Genomic DNA, 16,781 nt, shown 5'->3' on the forward strand with positions numbered 1-16,781 from the left:
GGCGTGATTCATCGTTGTTCTCCTTGTGTCGGTTCGTCGTGGGTGACGAAAACCGTATGCCGTCTATTCCTTGAATCGGGTGTTGACATGCAATGTCAGCTGCGGGCGTCCCTGCGCGCGGACGCTTCTCCGCATGCTGCCGTCGCCGTCTGATACGGCGAGAATATAGCCAAACGATAGATCATGCAATTCCCGCACGGTCAGCCCCGTCTCCTGACTGATGGTTCCAGGCAAGACTCCCCTGCTGCGGTTGGTCTGTTCGACGAATGAGAACACCGTGGATCGTTCCCGTGCGATGCCGTCGGGTTCCGCAGAGCGGTAGCCCTTCGCAGTCAGTGCGGAGCATGTCCGACGGTATTCCCAATCGGACAGGCGGCCCAACTCGTACGCGCGACGCGCCATCGACATGGCGGACACCTTGAAGTAACGTTTGCCGTCAAGAATGTCGGCGACACTCGCATGGAGCGGGATGACAGCCCTCACTCTCCGTTCAGGCATGAGCAGATTCGCAGCGAACTCATGCGCCTCCGCCTCGATGTCACGCCCACCCACATTCTCGGACATCTCGCCGGCATGCAACAGCAGGTGCCCGATCTCATGGGCGATATCGAATCGTGCACGCTCCACCGTCTTCGCAGTATCGACGGCCACATAAGGGACCTCATCGAACATGAAGCTGAAGGCATCTACCTCCTTGCCCACGGAAGGCAGGCTGAACAGGCGTACACCATGGGCTTCGGCGAGCTTAGTCATGTCAGGCAGAGGATTATCGCCGTATCCCCAATCCCCACGCAGCGCGGCCGCAGCCTCATATGGCCTCCATCCCATGTCGTCCCCTATCGGCAACGAGCATTCCGGCAGATGGAAATGCCGTTCAATCCAGTGGAAGAACAGCAGGGCGTTCCTACCGTGTCCCACAGCTGACTTGCGCTGTCTCACTGTGGACTTGCGCAGCGACCGGAACCATACTTGGGATTCCGTCAGATCCTCGATCGAAGGATCATCCGACAGTACGGTGAAGAAGGATGGACTAACTCCCAGCACGCTCGCGAGGGACACCGACTGTGATGCAGGCGCTCCGTTCTCCTCGTAATTGGCGATGGTCCGGGACGTCACTCCCAGCCGTTCGGCGAGCTGTATTTTGCTGAGCCCCGCGGTCTCCCGAGCGCAGCGAATACGTTCCGGATCGAGGGACGGCCGGCCATCGTCAACGCGCGGAAATGGCGACGGCAGCGTCACCACCCTCGTTGCGCCCATCATCCCGAACCTCCACAATCCGATCGTCAATGCCGGTCTCACCAAGCACGATACGCTTGTCCCATCCCAGAATCCTACCGTTGTCGCTCGCCCCGGTCGGGAGCGACACCTCCAAGCTGACAGTCTCATTGTCACTATCACGATGGAACAGCAGCAGCCACAGGGTCTGGGGACGAGCCTCAACCTCCTTCGTCAGCCTATCGAAGGCAAGCTGCTCCGGCTCACCCGCATCATTGCGTTGAAGCTCCAACACAGTGACGACTCCAAGCCTGTTCTTGGGTTGCGGAGATCCCGTAATCAGACCTGTAGCGGCATTGCCCTGCGCGAAAGCGAAGGCGAGCCCATCCACACGCCTAGCTCGCGGCGAGGTCTTATTGTCTGCATCCCTGTTGGCGCTCCAGCCATCGAGCATATCCACTTCCTCACGGACGGCTTCGACAAGGCGATGATAGAAGCGCGACCCCGGGGCACTGAGTTGCGAATGCCGATCACTGGTCTCCCTGGCCTCGCGCAAAGCCGTCATCGCGGCGCTACGCAGCACATTTGCAGAAAAGCCGAAAATACGACTGAACTCTTGATCAGCCGATTCGTTCATGAAAACCCTTGCGTTATCGGCAAAATCAGGCTGAAACGACATATCCGACTCCTCATTAATATGCACGAAACCAGAAAACTATGCCAGTGTATCACGTTCCATCTCTCTGCGTTTCGATCGTGCCTCCTGCAGTTGGTTCCAGAGTTCGTTGCGCCTGACGATCTGTGCGGCTTTGGCATGCGCCTTGGTGAGTCTCACTATCTCCTTGTCGAGTTCCGCAAACCGACGCTTGACTGCAATTCTGCGGTCGAGGTGCGCAGGTTCATCGCCGCCAAGGATGATCCGCGCGCAGATCGCGTCCCATGCGATGTCGAGATCAGAGCCGTCCAATCGTATGGACACGGCGGCTGCGAAGTCCGTATCGCCGGTGTATACCGCGCCCTCCGCGAGCCCTTCACGCACGTTGGCGTTGCGGTATACGGCGAGGGTGACGTCATCCCCGTGGATCCACGCGAAGAGGATGCGCGCGTGGTGCTTGGATTGTTCGTCGAAGTATCGGGCGAGGTGTTCGAGCATCGCCGTGTCCGGTGTGGTGGTGTTCGCGTCGACGCCGAGCACGTAGATCTGCTGGACCGTGACTCCTGCGGGGATGCCGGTGGAGCGTTCGTTGATTTGGGCGAGCATGACGAATGTCGTCACGTCGTCGACGAAACGGCGTCGTAGGCGCGCGGTCACATGGGCGTTGCGGTAGAAGCCTTCCTTGGGCAGACGCCCCCTGCCGGCCGGGATGGCGGTGGTGCTGGGCAATCCCAAGGTGAGGGCGGTGACGGGCCCGCAGGATTCAATGCCGGTCATCACGAGACATCCTTCTTCGGCAGGATGACGAGGAAGCAGATGAGCTCGAAGTCGTCGAGCCCTTGGATTCCGGCGTCAAGGAAGTCGGCCATGCCGTTCTGCAGGAATCCGGTGACGGCCGACGTCCGATCCTGTTCGACGATGCTGGCGACCGCGTCCTCGAGGAGCTTGGACACGCGGCGCATGTCCCTGCCGTTGCGGGTGGCCTTGTTGTATGCCTTGCACAGGGCGTCATCCGGTTCGGCCTTGCCCCTGCACGCGAGGCGCATGAAGTCGAGGCAGTCCTTGGGGTGCAGGTGACCGTGGCGTACCGTCCCGTCGTCGCCGACATGGACGAGGTAGTAAGGATGAAGACGGTTGCGTCCCGCCTGGTTGACCGCGTCGTTGATGTTGCGTAGCACGAACAGGATGCCTGGCTCATCACCCTCGACGACCGCGTCGATGCCGGCGGGCGTATGGTCGATGTCCGGGTTGCGCTTGTGGTAGTCGATCAGGTCCATGCGGAACTCGTTCAGCCCGAGGTCGGTGATGCTGATGCCGCCTTCGACGTCCTCCAGATCGGGGATCTCGTCCTGCATCTGCTTCAGCTGCTTCTCGCGGTATTCGAGGTCGTCGCGCTGGTCGTCGCTCAACGGGTTGTCATCGCCGGTGGAGGCGAGCACGCCCGCCTTCATGCGTGATTCGACGCGCTCCTTGAGGTTCAGGTACTTGTCGAGAGCCACATCGGGCCAATAATTGACCAATTGGATGCGAGCGTTCCTCGAACCGATGCGGTCGACGCGGCCGAACCGCTGGACGATGCGCACCGGGTTCCAATGGATGTCGTAGTCGACCATCATGTCGCAGTCCTGCAGGTTCTGGCCTTCGGAGATGCAGTCGGTGGCGATCAGGATGTCGATGTCCTGATCGTGCAGCTCCTTGCGGACGGCGGTGTCACGTTCCTTGGAGATCGGCGAGAAGCAGGCGAGGATGTCACCCATGTCGCCGCCGACCTTCTTGAGCGTAGAACGACCCGGGCGAGAGCCGGTCACCTCGGCGACCTCGAGTCCGAGCGTCCTCGCGTATGCGCTCACATGCTCGTACAGGTAGTCGGCGGTGTCCGCGAACGCGGTGAACACGAGCAGCTTGCGGTTGCCGGGGTTGATGGGATGCTCGACCTTGCCGCGGATGGTCTCGTACAGCTGTCGGAGCTTGGCGTCATGCTCGGGATCGATGTCGCCGATCATGTCCAGCAGACGATGGATGACCCGGACATCACGGATGATGTAGTCGCGCCAGCTCTTCCAGTCCATGTCGGACAGGAGGAACCGGTTCTTGCCCTGCGTGGTGAACTCCATGGCCTCATCATCGTCCTGATCGAGGTCGAACCCCTCGTCGAACCGGTCGGTGTCCACACCAGTATCTATACCCGCGTCCATGCCAGCGTCACGGAACATGCTGGTGTCACGCTGCCTGTCTCGCAGATCCTCGTACCGGTCGATCACGTCCAAGGTGTCGTTCATGTAGCCGAGCACGCGTTCGAGGGTGAGCCGGAACGAATGGACACTGCTTTCGAAGCGTTTGAGCAGGTTCGTGGCCATGAGCCGTCGTATGCCGATCTCACGGCCGTTCAGGGTCAGGCCCTTTCTCGTCGGATCGTCACCGCTCTCGTCGAAGTACTTGGCCCTGCGGGACGCCAGCACGAACTCGGAGGGCATGTAGAGCGCGAGGGTCAGCCTGTCGAGTTCGTCATAGATCTGGTCGTAGGTGACCGCGCCGGGACGCGTCGAGAGCTTCGGGCGGATGCTGACCGGCTTCATGCGCTCGGGGAACCGGCCGATCGCGTTCATGTCGTAATAGCGCTGGATGTGCCTGCGGCTGCGCGCCACCGTCACCTGGTCGAGCACCTTGATGAAGTCGAAATCGAGACGGTCCATGAGATCGCGTGTGGTGCGCTCGGACGGGTCGAGCTTCGCCCATGCGGCATACGCCTTCTGCGCGTTGCGGAACACGTTGTCGATGTCCGTGGACAGGCCCAGCTTCTTGGTCCAGTCGTCGTCGTTGCCCTCATACGCCAGCGCGAGCTGGTTCTCCAGATCACGGAACCGGTTGTTCACCGGCGTGGCCGACAGCATCAGCACCTTCGTGCGCACGCCGGAGTGGATGATCCTGTTGAGCAGCTTGCCGTACCGGTTCTCCCTGTCGTCGGCCTTGGACGCGGAATCGTTGCCGTTGCGGAAGTTGTGCGACTCGTCGATGACGACCAGATCGTATCCGCCCCAGTTGATCCGCTCGATCGGGATGTTCATGATCGTGCCCCCGCGGGTGCGGCTCAGGTCCGTGTGGTAGAGCACGTCGTAGCGCAGATGGTCGGCGACGATGGGGTTGTTGGTGGCGTTCGACTTGTACGTCACCCAATTGTCCTTCAGCTTCTTCGGGCACAGCACGAGCACGTTCCGGTTGCGCGACTCGAAGTACTTGATCACCGCCAGCGCGGTGAACGTCTTGCCCAAACCCACCGAATCCGCGAGGATGCAGCCGTTGTACGTCTCCAGCTTGTTGATGATCGCGAGCGCGGCGTCCTTCTGGAAGTCGTACAGGAGATTCCAGATCCGACTCTCGCGGAACCCTGTGCCCTCCTTGGGCAGCACGTCCTCGTCGACGTCCTCGAGGAACTCACCGAAGATCCGGTACAGCGCCATGTAGTACACCAGTTCGGGCGCGTTCTCCCGGTACATGCGCTCGATGCCGTCCACCACCGCGTCGGTCACATCATGCAGCGAGCCGGAGTTCCACGCCTGATCGAACATCGACAGCAGCCCACGCGTCTGCGACGCATCCTGCCGCATCACGAACGACGAATACGCGGGAGAACCGGCGTGACGGCTCACGCCCAGCTGCGTCGTCGAGAACTCACCGAACGGCATGTATCCGACCGCATCGCTCCCGTCCGCCCTGTCGACCGCAAGGAACGGGGCGATCGCCGCCTCCCCGTCGAACGACATGAACCGGGCGCCCGACCGGCGAATCCAATCCGCGCACTCGGAAGCCACCGCCTTCTGCGTCAGCTCGTTGCGCAATCGGATCTCCAGCTTCGTGCCGTACAATCCCTGCTCGCGGTCCAGACGCGGGATGTAGAACTCACGCCGTTCCTTGGGCGCGTTCTCCTTCGTGAACGCCTGCGACGTGAAGATGAACCGGAACGACGACAACGACTCCAACTGGTCCTTCAGCTCACGGTACGCGTACATCGAGAACAGCGACGACGCCACCGACAGACGGTCGCCGGAGCGAATCGTGCGTACCAGATCGTCCTTCACCAGAGAAGTGCGGTTGTCAATCACGCCAAACGAAGCCATGATGCCAGTGTAATGGCGAGCCGGGCCGCGGACTTCGATGAGTATCATGGATGATACAGAAAATCGAAAATCGGGTGGACCACATCGGGCGGTCAACGCCGGATGGCCGCAACCAGATGGTCGACACCGATACCGAAAGCGACATTGCAACCGGAAACGGCACGGATACACGTCAGGAGGATCCCATGGCAAACACGAACGAGGCGACCACCGCCACAGGCAACACGGCAGCCAAGGAACGCATCTACCCCGAGGTGGGGGCGGCGCTGCTTCAGGCGCGCAAGGAGTGCGGGATGACCCAGCAGCAGCTGGCCGACGCGACCGGGGTCTCGCGCATCACGATCCAGCGCATCGAACAGGCGCACATCAACCCGTCGTTCCGATCGCTCGAGGCGCTCGCCCACGGCATGGGCCGCAAGCTCACCATCAGCTTCGACCCGTTGGACGAGTAGGACCCCCAGAGCCCCTCAGAACGCTCAGGACACTCAGGACTGACGACGCATCGATCACGCTGACGGAGGCAGGTGCAACGCAGGAATCCGCAGCACGGAGTCAACGGAATCATTCGCATCACCTCCATCAGCCACCACTCGAGCGATGAGATCACGAAGATCCGTCAGATCATCATCCATCGATTTGCGCGAAGCGCGGATCATCCATGTCCCATCGATGTGCCTCCAGTCGAGAGGATGCCCGGCCTCCCGCGCAATCAGCGTCCAGAACAACCGTTGAGTACGGCCATTCCCTTCTCTGAATGGATGAATCCGGTTCACCACGGCAAAATGGATGGTCAACCTTTCGACAAACTCGTCGATCTCCAGCCCTTTAAGCATGTTGTCTTGCTCATGCAAGGTCTTCGACTCCAGTCGCATCTCATATTCGATTCTGGACGCATCAGCAAACGCATGAGTCGAATCAGCTTCCTTGCGTAGGTTGACTGTTCGAATACTGCCCGCCCACGGATAGATTCTGGAGAACAACTGACGATGGATCTCCTGCAACTGTGTTAAATCACCGGTATTCTCAGGCGGATCGGATTCCAGCACTGTTTCCATGATCGTCACCGCGCTCGCTTCCGCTTGGTCCAGCTCATCCTGGGTTCGCGCCTTGACCAGATTCTTCAGCAGACCCGTCTCTGGATCGAAATATGAGTTCCAAAGCAGGCGTTGTAATTCAAAGGCGACTATCGAAACCACGCTCCACAAGCTCGTCGGCTCCGATCACGCCGTCAGCGTATTCCCGAAGCAGTCCCAGCGTTCGGTCATCGGGCATGGGAAGCCCTTCCATCAGAGAATTGTGTATGGCGAAGGACACAGCACGCCGGCGCTCCGATAGCATACCACCACTAGGAATTGCCAATGACTGCGACATGGCGTTCTCCTATCCTCGACAGCAATTGAATACATCCACGATACCGCCAACGTTGTCCATCAATGCTATTGCACCGATGCTGTGACACTCACTGGCCTTGCGGCAGAAAACGTGGCGAGAGTCATTCCACGCGCTGAATGGAATTCAATTCGGCCGGGTTATCAACATATTTGAGACATTGTCCACAGGCGTCGACAGGTCTTTACGGGGTTTGCGAAGCCTGCGGTATGTTGGGAGTCGTGGCGGGAAGAAGCCAGACACCCGCCAATCGCGCACCATCCGGCATCGCCGGATACGCGGGCACCGAACATCACCGGAGGAGTCATCCGGGAGCTATCCGGAAGTCATCCGGGCAAAGGAGCACATCGTGAGGATCTACAATTTCACCGACAACGACGACGTCGACATCGTCGCACGGCAAGGCGCGTTCCAGGTCATCGAATGGAAGCGCGACCTGTCCGTCGACTACGGCGGCGCGGCGGCCGCCTACTTCGCGTCCGAGATGAACGTGCGACGCCGCCAGGTGGTGTGCACGCTCGACGGGAAGACCGGCATCACCGTGCAGGCCGGCGCCATGCAGTGGACCGCCGGGCACGTCCAGGCGACCACGGGCGTGAAGGGCGTGGGCGACTTCCTCGGCAAGATGGCGCGCGGCGCGGTCACCAAGGAGTCCACGATCAAGCCCGAGTATCAGGGCGTCGGCGTGCTCGTGCTCGAACCGACGTACCGGCACATCCTGCTCATCGACCCGGCGCAGATGGGCGGCTCGATGACCGTCAACGACGGGCTGTTCTACGCATGCGAGTCGACCGTGCAGCAGCGGGCCGTGATGGTCTCGCGTCCGAGCGCGATGGTCGCCGGCGGCGAGGGCCTGTTCAACCTCGCGTTGCAGGGTCAGGGCACGGTCGCGCTGGAATCGCCCGTCCCCGCATCCGAACTCGTCACCATCGACCTGGAGGACGACGAGCTGAAGGTCGACGGCAATTTCGCCATCGCATGGACCACGGGACTCCAGTTCACGGTGGAACGCTCCGGCAAGTCGCTGATCGGCTCGGCCGCCAGCGGCGAGGGACTCGTGAACGTGTACCGAGGCACCGGCCGCGTGCTGCTCGCGCCGGTCGCCTCCCCCACCTTCAACCCGAACGCCGGCACCGGCACGGTGTGAGCGGGGGCCGGTCCGTAGCCACTGGGACCGGCGTCGGGGCGGCGCCGGTACGTTTCCCGGGGGCAACCGACGTGAGACCCCGTTCTCCGTACGCTGAGGTGATGGCATGATGGCCGTTGCTTATGATTACGACTGATGCCCCGTTCTCCGTACGCTGAGGTGATGGAGGCGTACGGGGAACGGGGTCTTATCGATTTCACCCCCTGTTTTCGTATGCTGCCCGATGGTAGGCGTACGAAAACAGGGGGTCGGAGACGTATGGCCACCGGGGACGTACGCTCACGGAAGCGCAGCGTACGGAAACCGGGAGATGGGGGTTTAAGGCCACGGTGAACGGCCACTGCCGCTTAGCTTATCTCTCCCCCAGTCAGCTTCGCTGACAGCCCCCTCGTCAGAGGGGGCCAAACGGCGGCCTACTTGTGGTAGAGGCTTACGCGCTCGTACTTGGGTTCGCAGGAGACGTTGATGCCGAGCTTGCGGTAGAGCGCCTCGTCGGCCGCCGAGATGATGACCGAGAAGAACGCGTCGCAGCCGCGCAGCCTCTCCAACCCCGCGATCACACGGGCGGCGGTCTCGTCCGTCGAACTCGTGATCGACAGGGCGATCAGCGTCTCGTCGGAATGCAATCGACGGTTCACGCTGTTGAGATGCTCGGTCTTCAACCGGCAGATCGGCTCGATGGCCTTGTCGTCGATCACCAGCAGATCGTCGTCCACACCGGTCACGGCCTTGAGCGCGTTCATCAGCAGCGCGCTCGCCGCGCCGAGCAGCGCGCCCGTCCTGCCGGTGACGACCTTGCCGTCGGGCAGCACCATCGCGCCGGCCGGGGCGCCGGTCTCCTGTTCGCGGCCGAGCGCCGCCGCACGAGCCGGGGAGAGATCCTCGTCGACGCCGGCCTTCTTCATGATCGAGCGCAGCCGCTCGACCTGCTCCTCGCCCTCGCCGGTGCGCTTGAACCGCACGGCCGCAGTGAAGTAGCGACGCACGATCTCCAGGTTCGCGGCCTCACGGCACGCCTCGTCGTCGCTGATCGCATAGCCGACCATGTTGACGCCCATGTCCGTGGGACTCTGATACGGGCTCTCCCCCATGATCCGCTCCATCATGGCCTTGAGCACCGGGAACGCCTCCACGTCACGGTTGTAGTTGACGGTCGTCTCGCCGTACACCTCCAACTGGAACGGGTCGATGATGTTCGCGTCATCCAAGTCGGCGGTGGCCGCCTCGTACGCGATGTTCACCGGGTGATTGAGCGGCAGGTTCCACACCGGGAACGTCTCGTACTTCGCATACCCCGCCTTCACACCGCGACGGTGCTCGTGATACAGCTGCGACAGGCAGGTGGCGAGCTTGCCCGAACCCGGCCCCGGCGCGGTCACGACGACCAGCGGCCGGGTCGTCTCGATGTAGTCGTTGCGCCCATAGCCCTCGTCCGAGACGATGCGCGCGATGTCGTGCGGATAGCCGGCGATCGGATAATGCAGATAGCAGGTGACGCCCAGCTGCGCGAGACGGCGACGGTACGCCTCGGCGGCAGGCTGGCCCGCGTACTGGGTGAGCACCACCGAGCCGACATAGAAGCCGCGCGAACGGAACACGTCGATCAGACGCAGCACATCCTCGTCGTACGTGATGCCGAGATCGCCGCGCGTCTTCGCCTTCTCAATGTGATTCGCATTGACCGCGATCACGATCTCCACGTCGTCGACGAGGCTGGAGAGCATGCGGAACTTCACGTCCGGCTCGAAGCCGGGCAACACGCGCGCGGCGTGATGGTCGTCGAACAGCTTGCCGCCAAACTCCAGATAGAGCTTGCCGCCGAAACGGTCGATGCGCTCGCGGATCCTCGCGGCCTGCATCTCGATGTACTTGTCGTTGTCGAATCCCTGTCGCATTGCTGTGGCAACCCTTTCGAACGGCGCGAACTGAACGGAAAGATTATAGATGAACTTCAGGTGAACCACGCGGCCGGGTGGGTCGAGGAGGGCTTTGCGGGGGTGGATGGTGGGTGGTGAGTGCGTGCGTGGGGTGGGGTGGTGCGTGGGCGTGGTACATGAGGTGTGAGGTCTGATGCCTGTGGCCTGCCACTCTGTCTGCCACCCTGTCTGCCGCTCAACGCGGGAATCCCGGGAAATCACGTTGAACGGCACGTATCACTGCCGTTCAACGAGCATTTCCGACTTTTCTGCGTTGAACGGCAGTCACCATACGCCGCCGCTGTCGACCGGGTCTTCACGGACGTAAGAGCGGCATCGAGAATCGTTGGAAAATAGACGTTTTGACGATGTGTCAATCACGGAGAAGCCTAGGTGAGAAGACATTCCAGAGAACACTCCTGCCGCTCAACACGATTTTCGCCGGTTTCTACGTTGAACGGCACGGGATTCTGCCGCTCAACGAGATAAGAACGATTGACGCACGTTGAGCGGCAGTGAGACCGATATTCGCGAATGGACGAATAGCCGATGACCGAAAGACGGCTCACTCCATCCGTCAGTCAGTGATGTCACGCAGATGCCTCAGCAGATCGAGGATGGTCCCGTCGTCGAGCGCATCCGCGACCACGCCGTCACCGAAACGCTCCATGCGCGTCAGCCAAAGCATCAACGCGACTGTTGCCGAAGCATCAAGCGACGAGTAGTCGCCCGAACGGAGGATCCGCTCGGCGTCGACATGCGCGCGCTCAAGAGTGCCATAGATGTCCTTGGCCTCCGGCGCCTCGTACAGAGCGTCCCACCATTTAGAGACGGCGTCACTGTCGTAGATGGGAGGATAGTACACGGTGGCGCCGTCCTCCCGATCCTCCGTACGGTGGGGCGTATACAACGGGCCGTCCGGGTGCTCGAACAACGGGATGAGCGCGACAAGGGCCTCATAAGACTTATCCATACGAATCATGATAGGCGCGCCCGAAACGATTGAAGGCCGGTGTCCCACCTCCGAACTTCGGAGCGGGACACCGGCCTTCAGTCAGTCTTGGGACTCAGCCTAGCCTAGCGGAGCATGGCCTTCGTCCTGCGGGACTTCACATACACCACACCCGCAGCACCGGCCAGCAGGGCGGCGAGGACGACGAACAGCGCGACGCCAGCGGCACCGGTCTTCGGCAGCTCGATGATCGAGGTGATGTTCTTGTACTGCTGTTTGCCGGCATCACCAGTGAGGAGACCGCTGTTCGTCGGATCGGTGATGGTCACCTTCAGCGGTGTCTTGAGGTCAGTCGGATCGCCGGTAACACTGACAATAAGCTTGGCACGGTACTCTGCAAGGTACCCAGTAGGAACAGTGCTCTCATAGACCAAATAAGTACCTGGGGCCAGATTGCTCAGCTTCACGATACCGGTTTCGGTCGTGGTGACCGTTTCAACCTTGTTGTTATCAGTCATGTTGTCGGGAGTGAAAGAGTTAGCGTCGGGCATGCCGGTGCCGGTCCACTTGTAGATGTCGAAGACGGCACCAGCCAAACCGTTCTTGTCGGCATCCTTGGAACCGACCTTCTGGAACTGACCAGTGGTGGTGCATGCGGTAGTCTGCTCCTGCTTGACGTTGGCAGTGCCGTCCTTGCCGAGGGCGACCATGATGGTCCCCTCTCCATTGGTCACGTTATCCAGCTTCGTACCAAGAAGAATCGGCTTGATCTGATGATAGGTTACCGGGCAGTTTTCCTTATCGACCGTATAATTATCGCTCCCGTCGATGATCATGAACAGGCCCTGAGACTCCAGATCCAAGGTAAGATTGTCACCGGTGAGGATCTCAGTCTTAACTTTCGTCACGTCAGTGCCCAGCTGCTTATTCACCGTATCGATGAAGTTACGCCAAGCTGTCTCATTGTGCTGAGCGAAATAAGAGGCATCTTGGGAGCCAAGCCACGTAAACGGATCTTTGATGGGGTTGGTGGCAGCATTATAGCCAAGATCCGTGAACGCGTTAGTCAGCTTATTCTGCTGATCCTGAGTCAATGCAGAGGTCAGATAATACTTGCCGTTGCTGTCCTTGGTGTATTTGGCCAGCTTCAGATAGGCGAACTGGCGTAGACCGTTATCAGTCTTCGGGTCCTTGTCAGCCTTGAATTCGTCACCGGGATTAGTGACATTCTGACCGTTCAGTGTCACGGTAGTTCCGTCCGTCACAGCGGCGACGGTCATGATGTCATCGGCGGCCTGGGCGCTGGAGGCACCAAGCGCCATGCCACTCAGGAGGGTGGCTGCGGCGACGAGGCCGGCGAATAGTTTCCTCATCTTCATACGAGGATCCTTCTTTCTTTCCTTGTACTGTGTTCTTGCTTTCGCGGAAGCCGGAACCGTCACCGGCTCCCGCGGTCCGCAAAGTCTTCTTTTGTTTTGGTTATCTGGTTGAGGTTGAAGCCGACTAGGTCAATCACAGCTCATGACGCTTCACCCTTCCCGTAGCCAGAGCAGCGAGCGCAGCCGCCAACGCGATGCCACCGCCGAGCAGCAGCCAATCCAGTCCGGACCTACCGCCGGTGAACGGTAGGGCGGAGACAGATTTGACATTGGGGAGGGCGCATCCTGTATTGGCCACCTTTGTCTCTGCCGCAGAATCGCTTTCGCTGGCGGTGCATGACGAGTTGGTGTTGCCCGGCGTATTGCTCCATTCGCCGTGCAACGTCATGGTCACCGTGCCGCTCTCGGCAATGGTGATCACGGCATACGTGGTGTCCGCGTCCGGCAGGAGATACCCTTCCGGGGCTTTCGTCTCGGTCAGCTTGTACGAGGCCACGGGCAGGTTGCGGATGGTGATGTAGCCCGGTCCCCGGTTGTCGACGTCCTTGTACTGTTGGGCGTCGGACGGCACCGTGCAGTTCGAGGTGGCGCAATCCACCACCGAATGCCGGGTGTCTTCCTTCACCTGTGCGCACGATTCGTCGTCGCACTGGACCACGGACCATTCGGAGCCGGGCAACAGCTTCGACGACTCGGAACCGTCGATTTTCGTCCATGTGACCTGCGTGGGCGTGTTCTGGATACGGCCTTGCGCATCGGCGTTGTTTCCGTCCCACGTCACCACACCGAGGCTGCTGATGGTGAATTTGTGGCATGCTTCGGCAGGCTTCTGATAGCCGGTGGGCACTTGGGTCTCACACAACTGGTAGCTCGCATTACGAGGAAGCCCGGTGACTGTGAATCTGCCTTGGCTCAGGTTCTCATCCTTGCCTTGGTAGTCTGCAGCTCCGGTATTGTCGGCGATATTCTCGTATCCCACTAGCGTCTGCGTGCCATCGGCATTCATAATCTTCCACTCGGAACCAGGCAGGTAGGCGGTGGTGTCCTTCGCGTCGATCTTTGACCAGCTGACCGAACCGGTATCGGGAAGGTTGCCGATCACTTTGCCGGTCGTGTCAAGAGGGCCTTTGCCGTCATCCGTGGAATCTTTCAGCAAGGTGAGCTTGGGCTCCTCGTATTTGCTGCCGGCCGCGGGCGGGTCCACGGTGAACGTGTACGTGTTGTGGGTCTGCTGGTAATTGTCGGGAGCGCTCTCCTCGGTTAGCGTATATGTGCCCGCCTTGAGATTGTTGATGCTGATGTCGCCTTCCGTGCGGTCATTGTCTCGGCTGCCGTTGTCCTCGATGATGACCCACATGGGGTTGTCGGCGGTAGGGTTCTCCAAGTTATGCCAGCACGAATCGGAAACGTTTTTCGCCGCGCCCGGCATGCACTCGACGGGGCGCATGTTGACCTCCATAGGGCCGCCGTCCACGGTGGACAGCTTCCACTTCGAGCCAGCAAGACGCTGCGCGTTCGTATCGACCGTCACCTTGCCGTCCGCTTCGCTCGCCTTCGCCTTCGACCATGACATGGTGAACGGCGTGGAGAACATGACCGTGCCGTCCGTACCAAAACCACCGCCGGACAACGAAGCATGGTTCTCGGTGAAGGTGACCAGCGCATTCGCCCTTGCCGTCGCCTGCATGTCCGCACTTAGCGTGCTGGTGAGTCCGACACCGGGCGCAGTGGGCTTGCCGTCGGCGTCCTGAGTCTGTTCGATGCTGGTCGTGCCGGTCCACTGGACAGTGCCATCGGCCTTCTTGCTGTTGTACTTGCTGTTTCTGGTTTTGGACAACGGCACCACGGAAAGCCCGCCGCGCCCGTAACCATGCGAGGACTGCCCGGGCTGCTGCTCGTCGGCCGACCAGGTAATCGCTCCCTGATCGCCGGCCCAATCCTCATCCGAAAGCTCGAAACTGTTGTTTGTGACATTCGCTTTGGTCGGAGGCATGATGGCGAAATCCTTGCCGGACTGACCGTAACCCGTCTGCTGTGCTATCTGCGGGCGGCTTCCGTCCTCATTCACCGATACGTCGTACCGTGCATCGACCTCGTTATCGAACAGCAGCATGTTGCCGCCCTTGGAATTGAATCCCTTACCGGATGGGCACAACCACAGGCCACCGCCGAAATGGCCGGCGCCGTTCTTGTACGCCACAGCCTTGCCCATATACGTGGTCGTGGCTTCCTCCGTATAGACCGCGCCGCCAAGATGTTCGGCGTAATTGTCCTGGAACCATATCGGCGTGGAAGGCGTCACATCGCCGTATTTCGAAGCGTTCTGACCGGAGATTCCCGTGAAAATCGCTGTACCGTTCCACCCCAGGAAGATGGCGCCGCCACCACCATGAGTGGCGTTGCCCAAGAACGTGCCTTTCGAAACGATCAAAGTGCTGTAATAGCCGGTCGGCCCCGATCCGGAACCGGAACTGATGTACAGGGCACCACCGCCGGACCATCCGTTCACGTGTCCCGCCGCATAGTTTCCAGCGAACACACCGCCGGAAATGGTAACGTCACCCTGCGCCCAGACAGCACCACCGCCTATATAATTGCCCTCCGACGCTTTCACAATGTTCTTCTCGAACACGCCACCTGTGACATCAAGCTTCCCGGCGGTCTGGCGGCTATCCCCCTTTGCGGAAAGACGAATCGCCCCGCCTCCCACGCGATCACTTCCAGTCGAAGAGGACTCATTGCCTGTAAAGGTTCCCCCATTGACGGTCATCATGCTGGCCAAACCGTACATGACCCCGCCACCTTCTCCGGTGGCTTCATTGCCAGTGAAGGTTCCCCCATTGACGGTCACCGTGCCTTGATCACCATATACGACGCCGCCGCGGGAGGCCTTGTTGTTCTCGAACGTGCCGTTGTTGATGGTGACGGTGCCGCCGGCGCTGTAGGCCAGCGTGCCCATGTCATGATCCGTGCTGCCGGTCGTGTCGATGCCGGAGAACGTGCCGTTGTTGACGATCAGGTTGCCGCCGTTCTGCAGGTAGACGAGAAAACGCTTGCCGTCCTTGTAGGAGAAATTGGCGTCGTGCTTGTCCGTACCGATCGTGAGCAATGCGCCGGGTGCCACGTTGAAGATCGTGTCGCCATTGTTCGGGCTGGTCAGGGCCGGATCCACCCCGGACTTCGCCGTGAGCGTGATCTTCGTGTTGATGATTATCGGGTCCTTCGCGGTATCCGGCACGGTGATCGCCTGCGCGATGGTGACCGTCTGTGGAGTGTTACCGGAAACGCATTCCGAGAGTTTTGTCCACGTCAGCACGTTGCCACATGAATCCTGCCCTTCAGCCTCGGCTTTGGGAGCGGTGGACGTGGAACCGGCATCGGACTGGGAATCGGCGTTGGAACCGGATACGGTCGAGTCATCCGTAATCGATGAATCACCCTGATCGGTGGAGTTGGGCTGACCGTCTGTCTTCACATTGGATGAGCTCTGCGTACCCGTATCAGTGAGGGTACCTGCAATACCCTGTGCGGCGAAAGCGGGGAAGGCGGCGCTGATGCAGGTGGCCCCTATGGCGATGGCCGCCACGGCTCCCACGATCGTTGTCCACAATCTGTTCCTCATCGGATCTCGTCCTTCTTCCGCTTGTCCCTGAAGTTCTCCAGCATCTGTTCCTCTGTCTTGTTCAAGTCCTTATACCCGCCGTCGTCATCGAATCGTCGGCAGGCTCGCTCGGCTCCGCCCCTGCCCCTCGCCGCGGGATGGCGGGTTCTCGCGTTCGGGCGGATCGCTTGCGGGTACAGAACGACATCACATGCGAGGCGGGTGAAGCCCCCTGATGCCGGCATATAGGATCGTCCCCGAATTGATCGGTTGACGTCTACGGCGCACTTCCACACACTTCCCTAACAAATACCCCCCCCCCGCGGGCTTTTGTCAAATCGGCGGGAAGTGTCGAATCGCGAATCATCGCACCGTCAATCGGCATACCCGGGGCATATTCCCACGCATCTCC

At 60.5% G+C, this 16,781-nt stretch carries 12 protein-coding genes; 2 read left to right on the top strand and 10 right to left on the bottom strand.

Going from position 1 to position 16,781, the window contains the following annotated elements:
• Nucleotides 1-63 precede the first annotated feature (63 nt).
• The 4 genes from CSQ85_RS02345 to CSQ85_RS02360 are packed head-to-tail and all read right to left on the bottom strand — an operon-like array spanning nt 64 to nt 5,985.
• Entirely contained in the window at nt 64-1,260 is a 1,197-nt protein-coding gene (locus CSQ85_RS02345; RefSeq protein ID WP_223846771.1) for an XRE family transcriptional regulator, read from the bottom strand.
• The gene (locus CSQ85_RS13330; protein WP_223846772.1) at nt 1,208-1,894 is read right to left on the bottom strand and encodes a hypothetical protein; all 687 of its coding nucleotides are present in this window, start codon (nt 1,892-1,894) and stop codon (nt 1,208-1,210) included. The genes CSQ85_RS02345 and CSQ85_RS13330 overlap by 53 nt, the downstream gene beginning before the upstream one ends.
• 36 nt (nt 1,895-1,930) lie before the next feature.
• Entirely contained in the window at nt 1,931-2,647 is a 717-nt protein-coding gene (locus CSQ85_RS02355) for a DUF4391 domain-containing protein (RefSeq protein ID WP_150382668.1), read from the bottom strand.
• Nucleotides 2,647-5,985 carry a helicase-related protein gene (locus CSQ85_RS02360; protein ID WP_150382669.1) on the bottom strand — a complete coding sequence of 1,113 codons (3,339 nt, stop codon included), beginning with the start codon at nt 5,983-5,985 and terminating at the stop codon, nt 2,647-2,649. Before CSQ85_RS02360 ends, CSQ85_RS02355 begins: the two co-directional genes overlap by 1 nt.
• A 185-nt stretch (nt 5,986-6,170) precedes the next feature.
• Here CSQ85_RS02360 and CSQ85_RS02365 point away from each other — a divergent pair, with 185 nt between their 5' ends.
• Complete coding sequence (locus CSQ85_RS02365; RefSeq protein WP_190972844.1) at nt 6,171-6,437, top strand: helix-turn-helix domain-containing protein; 267 nt, start codon at nt 6,171-6,173, stop codon at nt 6,435-6,437.
• A 54-nt stretch (nt 6,438-6,491) separates the two neighbouring features.
• Here CSQ85_RS02365 and CSQ85_RS02370 read toward each other — a convergent pair whose 3' ends face one another.
• Nucleotides 6,492-7,181, bottom strand: a complete 690-nt coding sequence (locus CSQ85_RS02370; RefSeq protein ID WP_150382671.1) for a Fic/DOC family protein — start codon at nt 7,179-7,181, stop codon at nt 6,492-6,494.
• A complete protein-coding gene (locus CSQ85_RS13600) occupies nt 7,159-7,356 on the bottom strand; it encodes an antitoxin VbhA family protein (protein ID WP_190972845.1) in 198 nt (65 codons plus the stop codon). The genes CSQ85_RS02370 and CSQ85_RS13600 overlap by 23 nt, the downstream gene beginning before the upstream one ends.
• Before the next feature lie 367 nt (nt 7,357-7,723).
• On the opposite strand from CSQ85_RS13600, the gene CSQ85_RS02375 reads away from it, so the two are divergent.
• The gene (locus CSQ85_RS02375) at nt 7,724-8,521 is read left to right on the top strand and encodes an AIM24 family protein (protein ID WP_223846773.1); all 798 of its coding nucleotides are present in this window, start codon (nt 7,724-7,726) and stop codon (nt 8,519-8,521) included.
• A 413-nt stretch (nt 8,522-8,934) separates the two neighbouring features.
• Here the strand turns inward: CSQ85_RS02375 and CSQ85_RS02380 are convergent, their stop codons facing one another.
• The 4 genes from CSQ85_RS02380 to CSQ85_RS02395 form a co-directional block, all read right to left on the bottom strand.
• Nucleotides 8,935-10,416, bottom strand: coding sequence for a DUF1846 domain-containing protein (locus CSQ85_RS02380; RefSeq protein ID WP_150382672.1), 1,482 nt, complete (start codon nt 10,414-10,416; stop codon nt 8,935-8,937).
• Between the two features lie 598 nt (nt 10,417-11,014).
• Complete coding sequence (locus tag CSQ85_RS02385) at nt 11,015-11,410, bottom strand: DUF6508 domain-containing protein (protein WP_150382673.1); 396 nt, start codon at nt 11,408-11,410, stop codon at nt 11,015-11,017.
• A gap of 104 nt (nt 11,411-11,514) precedes the next feature.
• Entirely contained in the window at nt 11,515-12,768 is a 1,254-nt protein-coding gene (locus CSQ85_RS02390) for a prealbumin-like fold domain-containing protein (RefSeq protein ID WP_150382674.1), read from the bottom strand.
• A gap of 133 nt (nt 12,769-12,901) precedes the next feature.
• Nucleotides 12,902-16,354 (bottom strand): SpaA isopeptide-forming pilin-related protein, encoded by a 3,453-nt coding sequence (locus CSQ85_RS02395; protein ID WP_190972846.1) that lies wholly within the window; start codon nt 16,352-16,354, stop codon nt 12,902-12,904.
• Between the last annotated feature and the right edge of the window lie 427 nt (nt 16,355-16,781).

It is taken from the genome of Bifidobacterium rousetti, assembly GCF_008698235.1.
Taxonomy (GTDB): Bacteria; Actinomycetota; Actinomycetes; order Actinomycetales; family Bifidobacteriaceae; genus Bifidobacterium; species Bifidobacterium rousetti.